General features: G+C 56.3%; 15 protein-coding genes, 4 tRNA genes and 1 riboswitch. Of the genes, 8 read left to right on the forward strand and 11 right to left on the reverse strand.

Going from position 1 to position 17,059, the window contains the following annotated elements; genetic code table 11:
• Window positions 1–30: 30 nt before the first annotated feature.
• Window positions 31–1,197 (forward strand): MFS transporter, encoded by a 1,167-nt coding sequence (locus ACYASS_RS18285; RefSeq protein WP_463587142.1) that lies wholly within the window; start codon window positions 31–33, stop codon window positions 1,195–1,197.
• Between the two features lie 100 nt (window positions 1,198–1,297).
• Here ACYASS_RS18285 and ACYASS_RS18290 read toward each other — a convergent pair whose 3' ends face one another.
• Window positions 1,298–2,215: a LysR family transcriptional regulator gene (locus tag ACYASS_RS18290; protein ID WP_463587143.1), complete on the reverse strand. Its 918-nt coding sequence runs from the start codon at window positions 2,213–2,215 to the stop codon at window positions 1,298–1,300.
• Between the two features lie 245 nt (window positions 2,216–2,460).
• On the opposite strand from ACYASS_RS18290, the gene ACYASS_RS18295 reads away from it, so the two are divergent.
• The gene (locus tag ACYASS_RS18295) at window positions 2,461–3,300 is read left to right on the forward strand and encodes a pirin family protein (protein WP_463587144.1); all 840 of its coding nucleotides are present in this window, start codon (window positions 2,461–2,463) and stop codon (window positions 3,298–3,300) included.
• Between the two features lie 73 nt (window positions 3,301–3,373).
• Complete coding sequence (locus ACYASS_RS18300; protein ID WP_463587145.1) at window positions 3,374–4,453, forward strand: alkene reductase; 1,080 nt, start codon at window positions 3,374–3,376, stop codon at window positions 4,451–4,453.
• Between the two features lie 357 nt (window positions 4,454–4,810).
• Here the strand turns inward: ACYASS_RS18300 and ACYASS_RS18305 are convergent.
• Window positions 4,811–4,887 (reverse strand) — tRNA-Arg (locus ACYASS_RS18305).
• A 316-nt stretch (window positions 4,888–5,203) separates the two neighbouring features.
• Between ACYASS_RS18305 and ACYASS_RS18310 the strand changes: the two genes are divergently transcribed.
• The 3 genes from ACYASS_RS18310 (at window position 5,204) to ACYASS_RS18320 (ending at window position 6,449) form a co-directional block, all read left to right on the forward strand.
• Window positions 5,204–5,455 (forward strand): hypothetical protein, encoded by a 252-nt coding sequence (locus ACYASS_RS18310; RefSeq protein ID WP_463587146.1) that lies wholly within the window; start codon window positions 5,204–5,206, stop codon window positions 5,453–5,455.
• Between the two features lie 54 nt (window positions 5,456–5,509).
• Window positions 5,510–5,695 carry a PA3371 family protein gene (locus tag ACYASS_RS18315; RefSeq protein WP_463587147.1) on the forward strand — a complete coding sequence of 62 codons (186 nt, stop codon included), beginning with the start codon at window positions 5,510–5,512 and terminating at the stop codon, window positions 5,693–5,695.
• A gap of 424 nt (window positions 5,696–6,119) precedes the next feature.
• Window positions 6,120–6,449 (forward strand): Arc family DNA-binding protein, encoded by a 330-nt coding sequence (locus tag ACYASS_RS18320; RefSeq protein ID WP_027900088.1) that lies wholly within the window; start codon window positions 6,120–6,122, stop codon window positions 6,447–6,449.
• A gap of 156 nt (window positions 6,450–6,605) precedes the next feature.
• On the opposite strand, the gene mgtE is transcribed toward ACYASS_RS18320, so the two are convergent.
• Window positions 6,606–8,048, reverse strand: coding sequence for a magnesium transporter (gene mgtE / locus ACYASS_RS18325; RefSeq protein WP_122665719.1), 1,443 nt, complete (start codon window positions 8,046–8,048; stop codon window positions 6,606–6,608).
• A 319-nt stretch (window positions 8,049–8,367) separates the two neighbouring features.
• On the opposite strand from mgtE, the gene bamE reads away from it, so the two are divergent.
• Window positions 8,368–8,871: an outer membrane protein assembly factor BamE domain-containing protein gene (gene bamE, locus ACYASS_RS18330; protein WP_463587148.1), complete on the forward strand. Its 504-nt coding sequence runs from the start codon at window positions 8,368–8,370 to the stop codon at window positions 8,869–8,871.
• Between the two features lie 43 nt (window positions 8,872–8,914).
• Here bamE and ACYASS_RS18335 read toward each other — a convergent pair.
• From ACYASS_RS18335 to ltaE, 7 genes are all read right to left on the reverse strand, one after another.
• Window positions 8,915–8,991, reverse strand: a tRNA-Arg gene (locus ACYASS_RS18335).
• Window positions 8,992–9,063: 72 nt separating this feature from the next.
• Window positions 9,064–9,140, reverse strand: a tRNA-Arg gene (locus ACYASS_RS18340).
• 107 nt (window positions 9,141–9,247) lie between these two features.
• Window positions 9,248–9,338 (reverse strand) — tRNA-Ser (locus ACYASS_RS18345).
• 62 nt (window positions 9,339–9,400) lie between these two features.
• Complete coding sequence (gene csrA / locus ACYASS_RS18350; RefSeq protein ID WP_002554426.1) at window positions 9,401–9,589, reverse strand: carbon storage regulator CsrA; 189 nt, start codon at window positions 9,587–9,589, stop codon at window positions 9,401–9,403.
• Window positions 9,590–9,758: 169 nt separating this feature from the next.
• Window positions 9,759–10,991: an aspartate kinase gene (locus tag ACYASS_RS18355; protein ID WP_122665721.1), complete on the reverse strand. Its 1,233-nt coding sequence runs from the start codon at window positions 10,989–10,991 to the stop codon at window positions 9,759–9,761.
• A gap of 96 nt (window positions 10,992–11,087) precedes the next feature.
• The gene (gene alaS / locus ACYASS_RS18360; RefSeq protein ID WP_463587149.1) at window positions 11,088–13,712 is read right to left on the reverse strand and encodes an alanine--tRNA ligase; all 2,625 of its coding nucleotides are present in this window, start codon (window positions 13,710–13,712) and stop codon (window positions 11,088–11,090) included.
• A gap of 144 nt (window positions 13,713–13,856) precedes the next feature.
• On the reverse strand, window positions 13,857–14,861 hold the full coding sequence (ltaE, locus tag ACYASS_RS18365; RefSeq protein ID WP_463587150.1) for a low-specificity L-threonine aldolase: 1,005 nt from the start codon (window positions 14,859–14,861) through the stop codon (window positions 13,857–13,859).
• A 181-nt stretch (window positions 14,862–15,042) separates the two neighbouring features.
• A riboswitch (FMN riboswitch) is annotated at window positions 15,043–15,188 on the forward strand.
• A 126-nt stretch (window positions 15,189–15,314) separates the two neighbouring features.
• Between ltaE and ACYASS_RS18370 the strand changes: the two genes are divergently transcribed.
• Entirely contained in the window at window positions 15,315–15,824 is a 510-nt protein-coding gene (locus tag ACYASS_RS18370) for a 6,7-dimethyl-8-ribityllumazine synthase (RefSeq protein WP_463587151.1), read from the forward strand.
• A gap of 205 nt (window positions 15,825–16,029) precedes the next feature.
• Here ACYASS_RS18370 and astE read toward each other — a convergent pair whose 3' ends face one another.
• Window positions 16,030–17,037, reverse strand: coding sequence for a succinylglutamate desuccinylase (gene astE / locus ACYASS_RS18375; RefSeq protein ID WP_463587152.1), 1,008 nt, complete (start codon window positions 17,035–17,037; stop codon window positions 16,030–16,032).
• Between the last annotated feature and the right edge of the window lie 22 nt (window positions 17,038–17,059).

Here is a 17,059-nt window from a genome sequence, read left to right on the forward strand (position 1 = left end):
AGCATTGGCGGCATAGATAAGGAGCCTTTCATGCGTATAAACCCACCCCTTGTTGCACTCGCCATTGGCGCCTTCGGCATCGGCGTTACCGAGTTCGCCCCCATGGGCATGTTGCCGGGCATCGCTGCCGATCTCGGCGTATCCATTCCTGCCGCCGGTCTGTTGGTCAGTGCTTACGCCCTGGGCGTGCTGCTCGGTGCGCCGCTGATGACCCTGACCACCGGCAAGATTCCAAGACGCTATCTGCTGATCGGACTCATGGCGATTTTTACTCTGGGTAATCTGATGTCTGCTTTGGCTACCGATTACTACAGCCTCATGGTCGCCAGGGTGGTGACTTCACTGAACCACGGCGCGTTCTTTGGCGTTGGCTCCATCGTCGCCGCCAGCGTCGTCGCCCCGGAAAAACGTGCCGGTGCGGTTGCGGCAATGTTCATGGGCCTGACCCTGGCGACCATCGGCGGCGTGCCACTTGCCGCATGGTTTGGCGAACTGTTCGGCTGGCGCACCGCGTTCTGGGGCATTACCGGCCTCGGCGTAGCGGCCATGGCCGCGTTGTGGTTCGCCCTGCCCAACCTGGCAGCACCGCAAAGCGTCAGTGTGATGGACGAAATCAGGGTACTGGGCCGCGGCCGCGTACTCGGGGCCTTGGCCCTGACCGTAGTCGGCTCGGGTGCAATGTTTACCGTCTTCACCTACATCGCGCCAATCCTCAGCAGCGAGACTCACGCCTCTACCGCGTACATCACCGCCATGCTGGTGCTGTTCGGTGTGGGGTTGACGCTGGGCAACATGTGGGGCGGCAAGGCCGCCGACCGCTCGATAGATCGCACCCTGATCGTTTCGCTTAGCGTGCTGATTCTCGTCTTGCTGGCCTTCACCGTATTGATGCGTTGGCCGCTGCCTGCCGCCGTTGCCATCCTGATATGGGGTATTGCCAGCTTCGCTCTGGTGCCGCCACTACAGATGCGTGTCATGGAAGCGGCGAAGGACGCGCCCAACCTGGCCTCGGCGGTGAACATTGGAGCCTTCAACTTCGGCAACGCCATCGGTGCGGCGCTGGGCGGAGCAGTGATCAATGCCGGGCTGGGTTATCCGGCGATATCCCTGGCTGGAGCGGCGATGGCAGGACTGGGGCTACTGATGGTATTGGGGTTTGCCTGGCGTTCGAGAGCGATCGCAATTGCGGTAGTGTGACGAAGTGTGGGGGCTGTTGGTTGGCCTTGATGAGTAGCGACCAACAGCCGATCAAGGATTCCCAGCGGCGGACACTCTTTGGATGCCTGATCAAAGTTCGTCAACTAAAAACCGCCGCGGGAAATTTCTGCTCTTCCAGCTTCTCCATTACCAACCCGATGAATGCGGATACCGCTAACGGCAAATGCTGCCGACTAGGGTAAAGCACATGCAGGCCGTACCCGGTACGGTGGTATTGGGGAAGCACTGAGACAAGGCGACCTTGCTGGAGATCAACTTTGGTCATGGCGGACGGCAGCAAGGCAAGGCCTAGTCCGGCCAGGGTTGCTTTACGCAAGGCCTGGGCGGTGTTGCCATTGAAGCGGCTAGTGATTCGCACTTCTTCCTCTGCACCGCCAGGCCCATGAAGAAGCCAGGTGGTGACGCCGCTCGGGTGAGCAAAACTCACACAGTCGTGATCAACGAGGTCTTCAAGGGTAGCGGGCACGCCTCTTTTACTGAGGTAGCCGGGGCTGGCAACCAGCCCCTCGTTGCCCGATCCAAGAAGTTGACGACCGACATAGCCTGAGTCCTGCAACGCACCACCGCGAAACGCGATGTCGATCCGGTCAGCAATCAAATCGGCGCGCGCATCGCTCAGTACGAAGTCGAGATGTACCCGTGGATACGCGTCGAGAAAATCGGCCACCCATTCCATGGGGAAGAAGTCAAAGAAATCAGCCATCGCCGCAACGCGAACGGTGCCACTCGGCTCCTGACTTCCCGTCATTAACTGCTGCCCAGCGTTAATCAGACCTTCCACTGCCCCACGGCATTGCTCGTGAAAAGCCTCGCCGGAATGGGTGAGTGTCAGCTTGCGCGTGGAGCGTTGCAGAAGCCTCGTGCCGAGTTGCCCCTCAAGTTGTTGAACTCGCCGACTCAAGGTGTTGGAGGGCATTCCAAGCTGTCGAGCTGCTTCAGCGAAGCTGCCACTGCGTACTACTTGTACAAATAGCGCGACGTCATTCAGGTCAATCACGTGATCGCCCCCCTTCAAAAATGGATCAGTTCAATCCAATTATGCCATCTAACAAAGCAATCAAAGGACACATATCCTTGAGCCATTGCCGAGATTGACCTCCGACTACCGGATCCCTGAGCTAACACCAGCCCGGCGACAACGAGAGCATTTCACTCATTAAACGCATCTGCCCGGGCAAACGAAGTTCTGTTTGACGACGTTACCTTGCGGGCGATGGTGCTCGAAATTCCGAGAGAAAACATATGACCGCCGCCACCGCAGTTCGACCACGCAGCATTGTCCATCGTACCGAAGGCAGCACACACGGCCCCATCACGCGACTTGTCAGCCCAGGTGATCTAGGCGAGCTTTTGAAGCCATTTATTTTCCTGGATATTTTCAGTCTGAACGCCGGGGGTGGTAAGTCGAGCTTCGGTATGCATCCGCACTCAGGGATCGCAACCGTTACCTTCATGACCCAAGGCGATGTGTCTTATGAAGACACCACCGGCGCGACAGGCTTATTGCTCGCTGGGGGTGTTGAGTGGATGCAGGCCGGCAATGGGGTGTGGCACGACGCTACGCTAGCGAGCGATTCCTCAATTCAGGGATTCCAACTCTGGGTCGCATTGCCTCCATCGCTGGAAAACGCGCCTGCAGTGAGCGCCTATCTCGCGCCCTCCCAAGTTCCAGAATCAGGCCCGGCCCGTGTGCTTCTGGGGCGCTATGGGGATGCTCAAAGCCAGATTGAAGCACCGAGTGACATGAACTATCTCGCCGTGAATTTGAAAGACGGTGAGCACTGGCGCTACACACCGCCGCCCGCTCACACCGTTGCATGGCTGGCTGTCAGTTCAGGAAGTCTGGACGCAGGTGCAGTGATAGATACCGGCGAACTCGCCGTGTTTGAAGAGTCGGAGCAACCCATCAACTTCATCGCGAAAGGCGATTGCACTTTCGTGATGGGCTCGGCGGTAAAACATCCGTATGACCTGGTGACGGGCCATTACTCGGTCCACACGAGCAAGGCTGCTCTGGCGCAGGGCGAAACAGAAATACAGCAGATTGGCGCTCGCCTTCGACAGCAGGGACGACTCAAGTAGCACCGCTTAACCCAGCGCAAAAATCGCTTCGACAATCGCTACCCAACATTCCCGACTCCTACCGAGACACGTCATGACCACTAACAATCTCAAGCTTCTTTTATCCCCCGCACAGATCGCCAGCCTCCCCCTTAAAAATCACATGGTCATGGCGCCGCTGACGCGAAGCCGTGCCGGGGAAGGCGATGTTCCGACGCCCACGGTGGTCGAGTACTACCGCCAACGTGCCGGTGCCGGCCTCATCATTACTGAAGGTTCTCAGGTTTCAGCTCAAGGCAAAGGCTATATGAGAACACCGGGCATCTTCACGGCCCAACAAATCGTCGGCTGGAAACACGTGACCGACGCACTCCATGCAGAAGGCGGACGAATTTTTCTCCAACTCTGGCACGTCGGACGTCTGTCCCACTCTCTGGTGCAGCTCAATAATCTACTGCCTGTAGCCCCCTCAGCGATCAAGGCCGACGGCGAGATCTACACGCCTGAAGGACTTAAGCCCTACGAGCTACCGCGGGCCATGACTCAGGATGAAATATCTGCGGTAATCGCTGACTTCCGCCAAGGTGCTGAAAACGCGAAACGTGCGGGATTCGACGGTGTGGAAATCCACGCTGCAAACGGTTACTTGATCGATCAGTTCCTGCGCGATGGCACCAATGCCCGAACCGATTCTTACGGTGGCTCTGTAGAAAACCGCGCCCGGTTTCTTAAAGAGGTTGTGGAGTCGGTCATTGAGGTATTCGGGGCCAGCCGCGTGGGTGTTCGTCTGTCGCCAATCTTCAATTACTTCTCCATGAGCGACAGCAATCCCCAGGCGATTTTCAACTACACGGCGAAAATGCTCAGCCACTATGGCCTGGCGTATCTCCACGTCGTTGAACTCGGTGCAGGGTCATTCGACTTCAGAGAACTGAAGCGTCGTTTTGGAGGCACCTACATCGCCAACGGGGGCTATGACGCGGACCGCGCAGAAACCTCGCTCCGGGAAGGAAATGCTGACCTGGTGTCGTTCGGCACAGCGTTCCTCGCCAACCCGGATCTGGTGGAGCGATTCAAACAAGGTGCAGCACTGAATGAGGCAGACCCTACAACCTTCTACCAGGGTGAAGAGCGCGGTTATACGGATTATCCGACGTTGGTTGAACTCGGATAAAAACCAACGCTGCAGTCGGATAAACCCGTCGGCGATTGCCTCTCGCAACTCGAGAGGCAATCGCTGATTGGTTCGTCAAACCAATCCATTTTTTGGAAAGACCTCACCCAAAGGCAACTGGCCTGCAAGCGCTTAGCATTCGAAGTCGACGCGGATGTGAGCGTTGCAACAAATCTGCCAGATTCCAGTAGTGTTTCGAGCATGGAGCGACGCCGGTCAAACTTAACGAGGGCGCACCTGACAGCCAAACGCGATTTGGACGCCATCGCGCAAAGCTGGTAATTGCTTCCGGAGCCAGCGCACTGACACGGCATGCCCGACAGGAAACTTTCTTGAGCTGGATGGGTGTTGAATTAATGGTGTCCCAGGGCAGGTTCGAACTGCCAACCTTCCCCTTAGGAGGGGGATGCTCTATCCAATTGAGCTACTGAGACACAGTGGGCCAGCACACCGATTGGTGCCAGCGAGGACGGCGTGCATGTTAACGGCACATGGGCACTTTGTCATGTCGTCTTTGGCTTACACGGCTGTGGTCCATATCCGTTTATTTTGCAGGGAATCTGCACGACCATGCATTTTGCAATACACCACATGGCCACCATTGCAAAACGCATGCTCAAAGACCGTCCAATCAAATACAAGCAATTGATTTATAAGGGTTTTTTATAACATCCGAGTTGGCATGCAGACTGCAATACTTCATGCGCTAGAGACCCTTCTTAAAGAAAGTTCCGTCGGAGGTAATTGAAAATGAACATAGCCCTTTCAGTGTTGAATGCTGCAGCTCTGGTTGCACTGGTGGCTTTTCATTTTCAAGACGACGGCAAAGCAGAGCAAACAGCACTACAAGCTCAGCCACACCACCTGCTACGTCAGGCTCCGCAACTGGCGATCATGACTGACCGCAGCAACCATCCCCAGGCGGTCACCCTCGCCAACGACAACGAGGCACCTGCCTCGAACTCAGTCAACGTGAGAGCCGAGCCTCGCTGGGTCTTCTAAAAGCCCACTCTCTCTGCCTCTAGCCCCAAAGAAACCACGAAAAAGAGAATCGCCATGTCCAAGTCAGCTTTATCGTTCATCATCCTGGCCCTGCTGGCTGTAGTGGTCGATTACCAGCTGCCTGTAACCGCTGAAGGTCTGAGCAGCGCAGCAAAAATCGCAGCCGGGATCTTCAGCGTCTTGTTCGTGGTAGCACTGATTCTCGGACGCCGCTTCAAGTTTGATCCTGTCCTGCGCTGACCTGCGCACCCTCCTAGCGGATCGTTCGATCCGCAATTCTGCGATACGCCCAGAACAGCCATGACGTGCCTCCCGTGACGTCCGTCGGCCAGCATTCGTATTTCGCGGATAACCTTCTAAGCTGACAAATAGCCATCATGGCAGTTTGCACCTGTGCAGTATCGGCACGAATTCGAATCTTACAGATGAGCGGGCAGATAAGGACTTTGCAAATTTGTTCGCAATTCTGATAATCGGTGCTGGCTAATCGCCTTTATCTGGGTCAATATTTGTCACAGAATTGACGCCAAGGATCCGGCAGATTGGGGCATGATGCTGGCCTCTTTGAGAATACGGTTGAACATTTCGTTAAAACGGCTGTCACAGATTGACATCCATGCGGCGACTTGCAAGAACCGCTCCCCTGAACTAACCGGTTAAATATATGAGCCCTATGAAACAGGCTACTTATTCCAGCCGCACGGCTGACAAGTTCGTTGTACGTCTACCAGATGGCATGCGTAATCGTGTGCAAGAGGTAGCTAAAAACCACCATCGCAGCATGAACTCAGAAATCATTGCTCGCCTCGAACAAAGCTTGATTCAGGAAGGTGCTCTGGGCGACGAACCTAGCCTGCGCCTTGATAGCCCTGAGCTGTCACTGCATGAGCGCGAATTGCTGCAGCGTTTTCGTCAGCTGTCGCACCGTCAACAGAACGCATTGGTGTCACTGATTGCACACGACACCGAGCTGGCTGCTGACAACGAAGACTGATCACTAGATCGAAGTTTTCAAGCCAGCATAATTGCTGGCTTTTTTTATTCGCGGCTTTTTATTTGCTTTTTTATTTGTAGTGCTTTGCTGTAAGACATTTCCGCGAATCATAAAAAAACCGCCTCAAGGGGCGGTTTTTTTATGCAGCAAAAGCAACTAAAGCAGGAAGATTGTCGCGAGCCCGAGGAAGATGAAGAAGCCACCACTGTCGGTCACCGCAGTAATCATGACGCTTGCACCCATCGCCGGATCGCGCCCGAATTTGGAAAGCGCCATCGGTATGGTCACCCCCATCAACGCAGCAAGCAGCAGGTTGAGTGTCATTGCAGCGGTCATGACCACGCCTAACGACCAACTGCCGTAGAGCAAATAGGCCACCACACCAATTACCCCACCCCACACCAGGCCGTTCACAAGCCCCACACCCAACTCCTTGCGCAGCAGTCGCTTGGTGTTACCGGTATTGACCTGATCGAGTGCCATGGCGCGCACAATCATCGTAATCGTCTGATTGCCCGAGTTACCGCCAATACCGGCAACGATCGGCATCAGCGCAGCCAGCGCCACGAGCTTCTCGATAGAGCCTTCAAACAGACCAATGACACGCGACGCCAGAAAGGCGGTGATCAGATTGATTGCCAGCCACGCCCAACGGTTGCGAAGCGAACGCCAGACGGAGGCAAAAATATCTTCCTCTTCGCGCAAACCCGCCATGTTGAGGACTTCGGTTTCGCTCTCCTCACGAATGAGGTCAACCATTTCGTCGATGGTCAGACGGCCGATCAGCTTGCCGTTCTTGTCCACCACCGGCGAGGAAATAAGGTCATAACGCTCGAACGCCTGCGCAGCTTCATAGGCATCGCCATCCGGGTGAAAACTCACCGGATCATTGGCCATGATTTCCGAAACCTGTTTATCAGGATCATTAACCAGCAAGCGCTTGATGGGCAGCACGCCCTTCAACACGCCATCGTAGTCAACCACGAACAACTTGTCGGTATGCCCCGGCAGCTCTTTCAGACGGCGCAGGTAACGCAGTACGACTTCCAGGCTGACGTCTTCGCGGATGGTGACCATCTCGAAGTCCATCAGGGCGCCGACTTGCTCTTCTTCATACGACAGGGCAGAACGGACACGCTCGCGCTGCTGGGTATCCAGAGCCTCCATCAGTTCATGGACGACATCGCGCGGCAGCTCGGGTGCAAGGTCGGCCAGTTCGTCGGCGTCCATTTCCTTGGCAGCAGCCAGCAGCTCGTGATCGTCCATGTCGGCGATCAGCGTTTCCCGAACGGAGTCGGATACTTCCAGAAGGATGTCACCGTCGCGCTCAGCCTTGACCAACTGCCAGACCGTCAGACGATCTTCGAGTGGCAATGCTTCAAGGATGTAGGCGACGTCGGCGGAGTGAAGGTCGTCGAGCTTGCGTTGCAACTCGACAAGGTTCTGCCGGTGAACCAGATTTTCTACGCGGTCTTGATTCTGACCTTCCTGACGGTGGGTCAGATCTTCAACAACACGCTGGCGCTGCAGGAGCTCGATAACCTGAGCCAGACGATCCTGCAAACTATCCTGCGTTTTTTTTACTTCGATTTCGGACATAGGCGAACTCCACTCCCAGCAGCGGAGCACGCCGGGAGATCAATCAGTTAATGCATGATTGCTTAAAGAAACTGTTGAGTAACTACTGGGTAAGTCCATGGAGGTATTCCATAAGCCCCGGCGGGGCTGACGGGCGCAATCATACACCGCTTGGCCACATTGCACGCTACAAAATTCTGGCTAGAACAAGCGGTTGCAACACAAAGTTAATCATTGATGCGGCAATAGAGCTGGGACGACACATCCCGCCAAGAAAACACGTCATCCAGTGAAATGACTCGGCTAGGCTTGTTCAACCCCCGTCAAGGAAGACACCAGAATGCGATACAAGTCCGCCGTTCTTTTGGGGTTCGCCCTGCTCTGCTCATCCGCGCTTATCCAGGCATCCAGTGTCCAGCGCTGCGAAGACGCGGATGGCAACATTACCTTCACGTCCCTGGGCTGCCCAGGTGATCACAACGTGCAATGGCAAAAGGCATACAACGCCCCGCCCGGCACTGTGCCCCCCCTGCTTCCGGGCGCCGGACAACCCGAAAACACCAATCGCAAGCCAGCACAGGCTGCACGAGAGAAAGAACTGGTGGTCGTGGGCCAGCGCGACGACGGGTGCGGCAACCGCCTGAATGCCGAGCAGCGCCGAAGAGCGATCATCAATCAGCAGACGCCACCCGGCATGACGCGCAAGGATGTTGAAAGCTTACTGGGCAGACCTGACAAAGTGGTGAGCAGAAATGGCGAGACGCGATATGTCTATCACGAGAAGAAAGGCCGTAGCAGCCAGGTGACCTTTGACGAACATAATTGCGTGAAGGGCAAACGCTAGAAAGCAAAAAGCCCGTATCAAACGATACGGGCTTTTTGGTGTTTGGTGCACTCGACAGGATTCGAACCTGTGACCGCTCGGTTCGTAGCCGAGTACTCTATCCAGCTGAGCTACGAGTGCATTAGCGCTTGATAAACCAGATCACCGCTGGTTACAACAAAGTCACTTGCATTACTGCAAACAACTCTTAAATGGTGCACTCGACAGGATTCGAACCTGTGACCGCTCGGTTCGTAGCCGAGTACTCTATCCAGCTGAGCTACGAGTGCATTGTTGCCGCGCATTATAGGCCGTCTAATCTTTTGGTCAAGAACTTTTTTCTAGTAAATTCAACAACTTACCGATTAAAGCCAGATAAAACGTACTACGCAAATAATGGCGGAGAACGGGGGATTCGAACCCCCGACACCCTTGTGAGGTGTACTCCCTTAGCAGGGGAGCGCCTTCGGCCACTCGGCCAGCTCTCCGCAACACGGGGCGTATAATAACCACCCTTTTCCCCGTTTGCAAACCAAAAATTCAATAAAAATTAATGGCTTGGTTCTTCGTCCTTCTCTTTCTTGATGCGCAGGTAAATCTCTTCACGATGGACAGCGACTTCCTTGGGTGCGTTGACACCGATACGCACCTGATTACCTTTGACGCCAAGCACGGTCACGGTGATTTCTCCATCACCAATGATCAGGCTCTCTGCGCACCGACGAGTCAGAATCAGCATACCTTTCTCCTCAAGCAATACATTCAGGGACAACAGTCTGCAAACCGAAGGCGACGCCCGCGAGTTCATCGCGGTTGTAACCAGAGTATCGACCGGCGAAAGCAAAAGAACAGTTTGCGCCCGGTAAAAACGCAAGGGGCGCAGTCAGACTGCGCCCCCGGCCGATACATCACTCACCCTGTCGAGGGGCATCCAGCTCAAAGGCCGTATGCAGTGCACGCACTGCCAGCTCCAGGTACTTCTCCTCGATTACCACGGAAACCTTGATTTCCGACGTCGAGATCATCTGGATATTGATGCTTTCCTTGGCCAGCGATTCGAACATGCGGCTGGCTACACCTGCGTGAGAACGCATGCCAACACCGACGATCGATACCTTGGCGATCTTGGTATCGCCAATCACCTCACGAGCACTGATTTCACGCGCAGTCGTTTCCAGCACCTGCAAGGCAGCCTGGTAGTCATTGCGGTGTACGGTGAAGGTGAAGTCGGTAGTGTTATCGTGCGCAACGTTCTGCACGATCATGTCGACTTCGATGTTCGCGGCACTGATTGGGCCGAGAATTTTGAACGCCACACCCGGGGTGTCTGGCACGCCACGGATGGTCAGCTTGGCTTCATCGCGGTTGAAAGCGATGCCGGAAATGATCGGCTGTTCCATGGATTCCTCTTCATCAATGGTAATGAGGGTCCCTGGACCCTCCTTGAAGCTGTGCAATACGCGCAGCGGGACGTTGTACTTGCCGGCAAATTCCACCGCACGGATCTGCAATACCTTGGAACCGAGGCTGGCCATTTCCAGCATCTCTTCGAAGGTAATCTTGTCCAGGCGCTGCGCCTGGGAAACCACGCGCGGGTCGGTGGTGTAAACACCGTCAACATCCGTATAGATCTGGCACTCATCGGCCTTCAGCGCAGCGGCCAACGCCACGCCGGTGGTGTCCGAACCGCCACGACCCAGGGTCGTGATATTGCCGTTCTCGTCCACACCCTGGAAACCGGCGACCACAACCACACGGCCAGCCTTCAGGTCTGCACGAATTTTCTGATCATCGATCTGCAGAATACGCGCCTTGTTATGCGCGCTGTCCGTCAGAATACGAACCTGATTACCGGTGTATGACACTGCTGGCACGCCACGCTTCATCAGCGCCATGGCCAACAGGGCAATCGTCACCTGTTCACCCGTGGAGACGATCACGTCCAGCTCGCGAGGAACCGGCTGATCGCTGATCTGCCTGGCAAGGTCGATCAGACGATTGGTTTCACCACTCATGGCAGAAAGCACAACCACCAGGTCGTCGCCCTGCTCACGGAATTTCTTAACCTTGTCGGCAACCTGCTCGATACGCTCTACAGAGCCCACCGAAGTGCCTCCAAATTTCTGTACGATCAAAGCCATCTCAAAGCCGCCTCTGCCCGATTAAGGGCGCCCATTAAACGTTAAATCCAAGCGCCGGACTGCCGCATCGGTACGCGGCAGCTCCGGAAGGTCGACTTAAATACCCTGCTCGACGAAAGGCACGGTCAACGCCAGCGCTGCATCCAGCGCACCTGCATCCACACCGCCACCTTGCGCCATGTCAGGACGACCGCCGCCTTTACCACCTACGGCCGCAGCAGCCTGTTTCATCAAATCACCGGCTTTGAGTTGGCCAGTCAGGTCCTTGGTTACGCCCGCAACCAGTACGACCTTGTCTTCATGCACACTGCCGAGCAGGATCACTGCGCGACCGAGTTTGTTCTTCAACTGATCGACAAGCGCCAGCAGCGCTTTGCCATCCTGACCGTCCAGGCGCACGGCCAGCACTTTCACGCCTTTGACATCCAGTGCCGAGGAAGACAGATCGTCGCCCGCTGCGCTGGCCGCCTTGGCCTGCAATTGTTCCAGTTGTTTTTCCAGCAGACGGTTGCGCTCAAGCACAGCCGTCAGCTTGTCCAACAGGTTCTCGCGGTTGCCTTTGACCAGTGTCGCGGCTTCCTTGAGCTGATCTTCCGCTGCATTGAGATAACCCAGCGCCGCTGCGCCGGTGACTGCCTCGATGCGTCGAACGCCAGCGGCCACGCCGCCTTCGCTGACAATCTTGAATACGGCGATGTCGCCAGTGCGATTGGCATGGATGCCACCGCACAGCTCGACGGAGAAATCACCGCCCATGCTCAGCACGCGCACGCTGTCGCCGTACTTCTCGCCAAACAGTGCCATGGCACCACGCGCCTTTGCAGTTTCGATATCGGTTTCGACCGTCTCGACTGCGGTGTTCTTGCGGATTTCGGCGTTGACGATGTCTTCCAGCGCTTTCAGTTGCTCAGGCTTGATGGATTCAAAATGGCTGAAGTCAAAGCGCAGTCGCTGACTGTCGACCAAAGAACCTTTCTGCTGGACGTGCTCGCCCAACACCTGACGCAAGGCTGCGTGCAACAAGTGAGTCGCGGAGTGGTTCAACGCCGTCGCGTTGCGTACCTCGGCGTCCACTTCGGTATCGACCGACGCGCCAACCGTCAATGTGCCGGCAGCCACAACGCCGTGATGCAGGAATGCACCACCGGTTTTGGTGGTGTCACGAACGTCGAAACGCGTCGCGCCAGCGAGGAGGGAGCCGCCATCGCCAATCTGGCCACCGGACTCGGCGTAGAACGGGGTCTTATCAAGGACTACGACGCCCTCTTCGCCTTCGTTCAGTTGCTCAACTTTCTGGCCTTCTTTGTAGAGCGCGACGATTTTGGCTTCGCCACGAGTTGCGGTGTAGCCGGTGAACTCTGTTGCCACGTCGACTTTGACAAGGCTGTTGTAGTCCATACCGAACGAACTGGCAGAGCGGGCACGAACACGCTGGGCGTCCATCTCGCGCTCGAAACCTTCCTCATCAAGGGTCAGGTTACGCTCACGAGCGATGTCACCGGTCAGGTCCATCGGGAACCCGTAGGTGTCATAGAGTTTGAAGACCACATCGCCTGGCACCACGTTGCCTTTGAGATCAGCCAGATCCTGCTCGAGGATTTTCAGGCCCTGCTCCAGCGTCTTGGCGAACTGCTCTTCTTCGGCCTTGAGTACGCGCTCGATGTGCGCCTGTTGCTGAACCAGCTCAGGGAAAGCAGTACCCATCTCGGCAACCAGCGCAGCGACGATCTGGTAGAAGAAGCTGCCTTTGGCGCCCAGCTTGTTGCCGTGACGGCAGGCGCGACGAATGATGCGACGCAGCACATAACCGCGGCCTTCATTGGACGGCAGCACGCCATCAGCTATCAGGAAGCCGCAAGAACGAATGTGGTCGGCCACAACTTTCAGCGATGCCTGATTGTCATTGCTGCAACCAATGGCTTTTGCAGCCGCAGCCAGCAAGCTCTGGAACAGGTCGATTTCGTAGTTGGAGTTCACATGCTGCAGAACAGCACTGACACGCTCAAGGCCCATACCGGTGTCTACTGAGGGCGCAGGCAGCGGGTGCAGCACGCCGTCAGCGGTGCGGTTGAACTGCATGAAAACGTTGTTCCAGATTTCGATGTAACGGTCGCCGTCTTCTTCCGGCGAGCCCGGTGGGCCACCCCAGATTTCAGGACCGTGATCGAAGAAAATCTCGGTGCAAGGACCACACGGCCCTGTGTCGCCCATGGTCCAGAAGTTGTCGGACGCGTATGGCGCGCCTTTGTTGTCACCGATACGAACCATACGCTCGGCCGGTACGCCGATGTCCTTGGTCCAGATATCGTAGGCCTCGTCGTCGCTGGCGTAGACCGTTACCCAGAGTTTGTCCTTGGGCAGGTTCAGCCATTTTTCCGAAGTCAGGAAGGTCCAGGCGTAAGTGATCGCATCACGCTTGAAGTAATCACCGAAGCTGAAGTTGCCCAGCATTTCGAAGAATGTGTGGTGCCGCGCGGTGTAACCGACGTTTTCCAGATCGTTGTGCTTACCACCGGCACGCACACACTTCTGGCTGGTCACTGCACGGGTATAGGCTCGCTTTTCCTGGCCCAGGAAGCAGTCCTTGAACTGGTTCATACCTGCGTTGGTGAACAGCAGGGTCGGGTCGTTGCCCGGAATCAAGGAGCTTGAGGCTACACGGGTGTGGCCTTGCTCTTCGAAGAAGCCAAGGAAGGCTTCACGGATTTCTGCGCTTTTCATAGGTTCTTCCACGGAGACTGCGGCCAGAGGCAAGTGCAAAACGTCATGTGACGTAGCGACGGCAAAGGGCCGCATTATATAGGCGTTGCGTCAACGGTACAGTGTGTTTGTACGATAGAACAAAGCTACTGGACTATCGGCACCTCAAGTGCGGGAAAAGTCAGCAAATGCTGTGATTACCGTCTCGAGTTGTTCGCGGGAAACATCCAGGTGAGTAATCATGCGTAAACGGGGGGCAGCGCTGAGCGTGATCCCTCGCTTGGCACAGAACGTCTTCAGTGACTGAGCACGTTCACCGACCTGCACGTAGACCATATTGGAGTGCACCGGCTCAACCGGGTAGCCCAGCTCTGCCAGGGCAGCGCCGAGAAACGCCGCATTGGCGTGGTCATCAGCCAGGCGTTCAACATGATGTTCCAGGGCATAGAGCCCCGCCGCCGCCAGCATGCCAGCCTGACGCATACCGCCACCGACCATTTTGCGCAAGCGACGAGCCTTGTCGATGAACACCTGAGAACCGCACAAAACCGACCCCACTGGCGCGCCCAGCCCTTTGGACAGGCACACCGACACGGAATCGAAGTGTTGAGTAATTTCCCGCGCCTCTACACCCAGCTTGACTGCGGCGTTGTACAAACGCGCCCCGTCCAGATGCAGCGCCAGACCATGCTTGCGAGTAAATTTGCGGGCGGCCGCCAGATAGTTCAACGGCAGCACTTTACCTTGCATGGTGTTTTCCAGCGCCAGCAGACGGGTGCGGGCAAAATGGAAATCGTCCGGTTTGATGGTCGCCAGCACCTGATCCAGATCCAGCGAGCCATCTGCCTGGTTTTCCAGCGGCTGCGGCTGAATGGAGCCAAGCACCGCGGCACCGCCACCTTCATATTTATAGGTATGGGCCTGCTGGCCGACGATGTATTCGTCGCCGCGCTCACAGTGAGCCATCAAGCCCAACAGGTTGCTCATCGTGCCGGTCGGGACAAACAGCGCAGCCGCAAACCCAAGCTGCTCAGCCATCCAGGCCTCAAGACGATTGACCGTCGGGTCCTCGCCGTAGACATCGTCGCCGAGCGGCGCCAAGGCCATGGCGGCACGCATGCCGGGCGTTGGCTGAGTCACTGTGTCACTGCGCAAGTCGATAGCCGTCACGATAAAGCTCCCTGATAAGGACAAACCTCAGTTGTGAGGTGTGGAATGAGAATAATCAAGGCGTTGATGTGCAATTCCAAGGCTTACTTATAAGAAAAAGTCAGGGCAACTGTAGGAATACGTCCAAGCACATTCAGAGAAACTGTGTTAAAAAATGCCCGCCGCCGAAATGTTTCGGTGGCAACGTTCTCAGGGCGGGGTGCGATTCCCCACCGGCGGTAATGACGCGCAATGCGTTTAGCCCGCGAGCGCTCGCGAAAGCGAGGTCAGCAGACCTGGTGTGATCCCAGGGCCGACGGTCATAGTCCGGATGAAGAGAGAACGGGATTGGCACCACCGCAACGCATCGCGCATCGTCACGAGCGGATTTCGTTCGTATCACTGCCGGGCTTAGCCTGACCTTCCCATTCGATCCAAAGCGCCCTGTTTTTTTATAGACAGGAGACAGAACAGATGCAACCCACCGCAATCGATAGCAAAACCAAGAATCACGCGAACGAGCGTATCGCTTTTATCCAGGCCTGCTGGCACAAGGATATTGTCGATCAAAGCAAAATCGGTTTCATCGCTGAAATGGCCAACCACGGTTACACCGAAGCTGACATCGACTTCTTCGAAGTCGGCGGCGCGTTTGAAATCCCTCTGCACGCCAAACTGCTGGCCAATGGCGGCCGTTACGCTGGCATCGTCGGCGCAGCGCTGGTGGTCGACGGCGGGATCTATCGCCACGAGTTCGTCGCCCAGTCGGTGGTCAGCGCGTTGATGCAAGTCCAGCTGGAAACTGAAGTGCCGGTGTTCTCGGTCGTCCTGACCCCACACCATTTCCACGCAGGCGAAGAACACCTGAAGTTCTTCTTCGAACACTTCCTGCACAAAGGCCAGGAAGCCGCGAAAACCTGCGCTGACACCGTCGCCAAAGTACGTGCGATTCGTCGCGTTGAAGGGCAGAAGAAGGTCGGCTGATTGACTGGTATCGCTCTCACTGGTTGGCGATGAACCTGTGAGAGCTGCCGCGCAGTCTCGCGCCAAACGCTAGACCTGTAGGAGCTGCCGAAGGCTGCGATCGCGGTGTGTCAGGATAAATGCTTCGCAGCCTTCGGCAGCTCCTACAGAAAATGCATTTCAATCCAGTAGATGAAGCGCCGCAGTTACTGAGTCCAGGTCAGAATCAAACCAGCCCATCCTCTGTAGCAGGCACAATCAATATCCCCGCTCGCAAGCCATTCTTGACCTTGGGATTCGGGAAAATGATCCTCGCGCCCTCTTCTTCAACAACCCAGCGCGAATGGGTCAGGTCGTCAGCCAGAACATAGCCTTTATCCAGCGGTGAAAAATTCTCCACGTCCAGGGGCAGGTGCAGCCTGAAGCCATCGCTGTGCTTGATGATTTCCCGGGCAACGCTGAACAGCTGCAAACTCTCCAGACTCTCTTGCACCGCAGGCTCGGTGCCTTCGATCATTTGCTCCAGCCGCAAGCGCAGACGAGTGAGGTCAACCTCCTGGTTGTGCCCGAATGGCCGCGCTTTACCCAGCTCCAGGGTAAAGGACTCAGCCCCCAGCTTGTCGTAGGTATACGCGCTGAACACGATGGAGGGTTTGTTCTGTAACAGCACCGCAGTCATTCCTGCCGCTTGCAGACGTGCCAGTTCCCGACGCGAATGCTGACGGCCCTCTTTCCAGGGATACAACGCAAACTGCTCGATTTTCGAGCCACGTATCGCGGTGTGCAGGTCGTAGTGCAAGCGGTAGCGGTCAGGAATGCTGAAGAACGTCGCTGCCAGCCGTTCCAGTTCGCAAGCACGCAACGCCTCGGTACCGCCGCTGTGTTCGTGTTGGCCGTTGAATAGCCGGTTGACGTCCTGCTCGACGTAACGCTCGCCGCGACGCATGGCTTCGGGGTTGCCGAACAGGAAAAGAATACGTGCCCGCGGCTGCAATTCGCTGCGGGCAATGCTGCGAATCAATTCATCCAGCAGCTCGATAGGTGCGGTCTCATTGCCGTGGATACCGGCGGATAACAGCAAGTCCGTGCCATTATCCCGATCCTGGGCAGGACGCACTTCCAGCGCGCCTTCGCTCAGCCATCGCAGTCGCACTCCGGCGACTGTCACTTGAGTCTTTTCTGCCGGCTCACGTCCAGCCAAAGTCAGGTCAAGCAGTTTACCGAGGGCAAGCATAGGCGCTGTTCCCTTATGGGTG

It is taken from the genome of Pseudomonas sp. HP_14 (assembly GCF_055283875.1).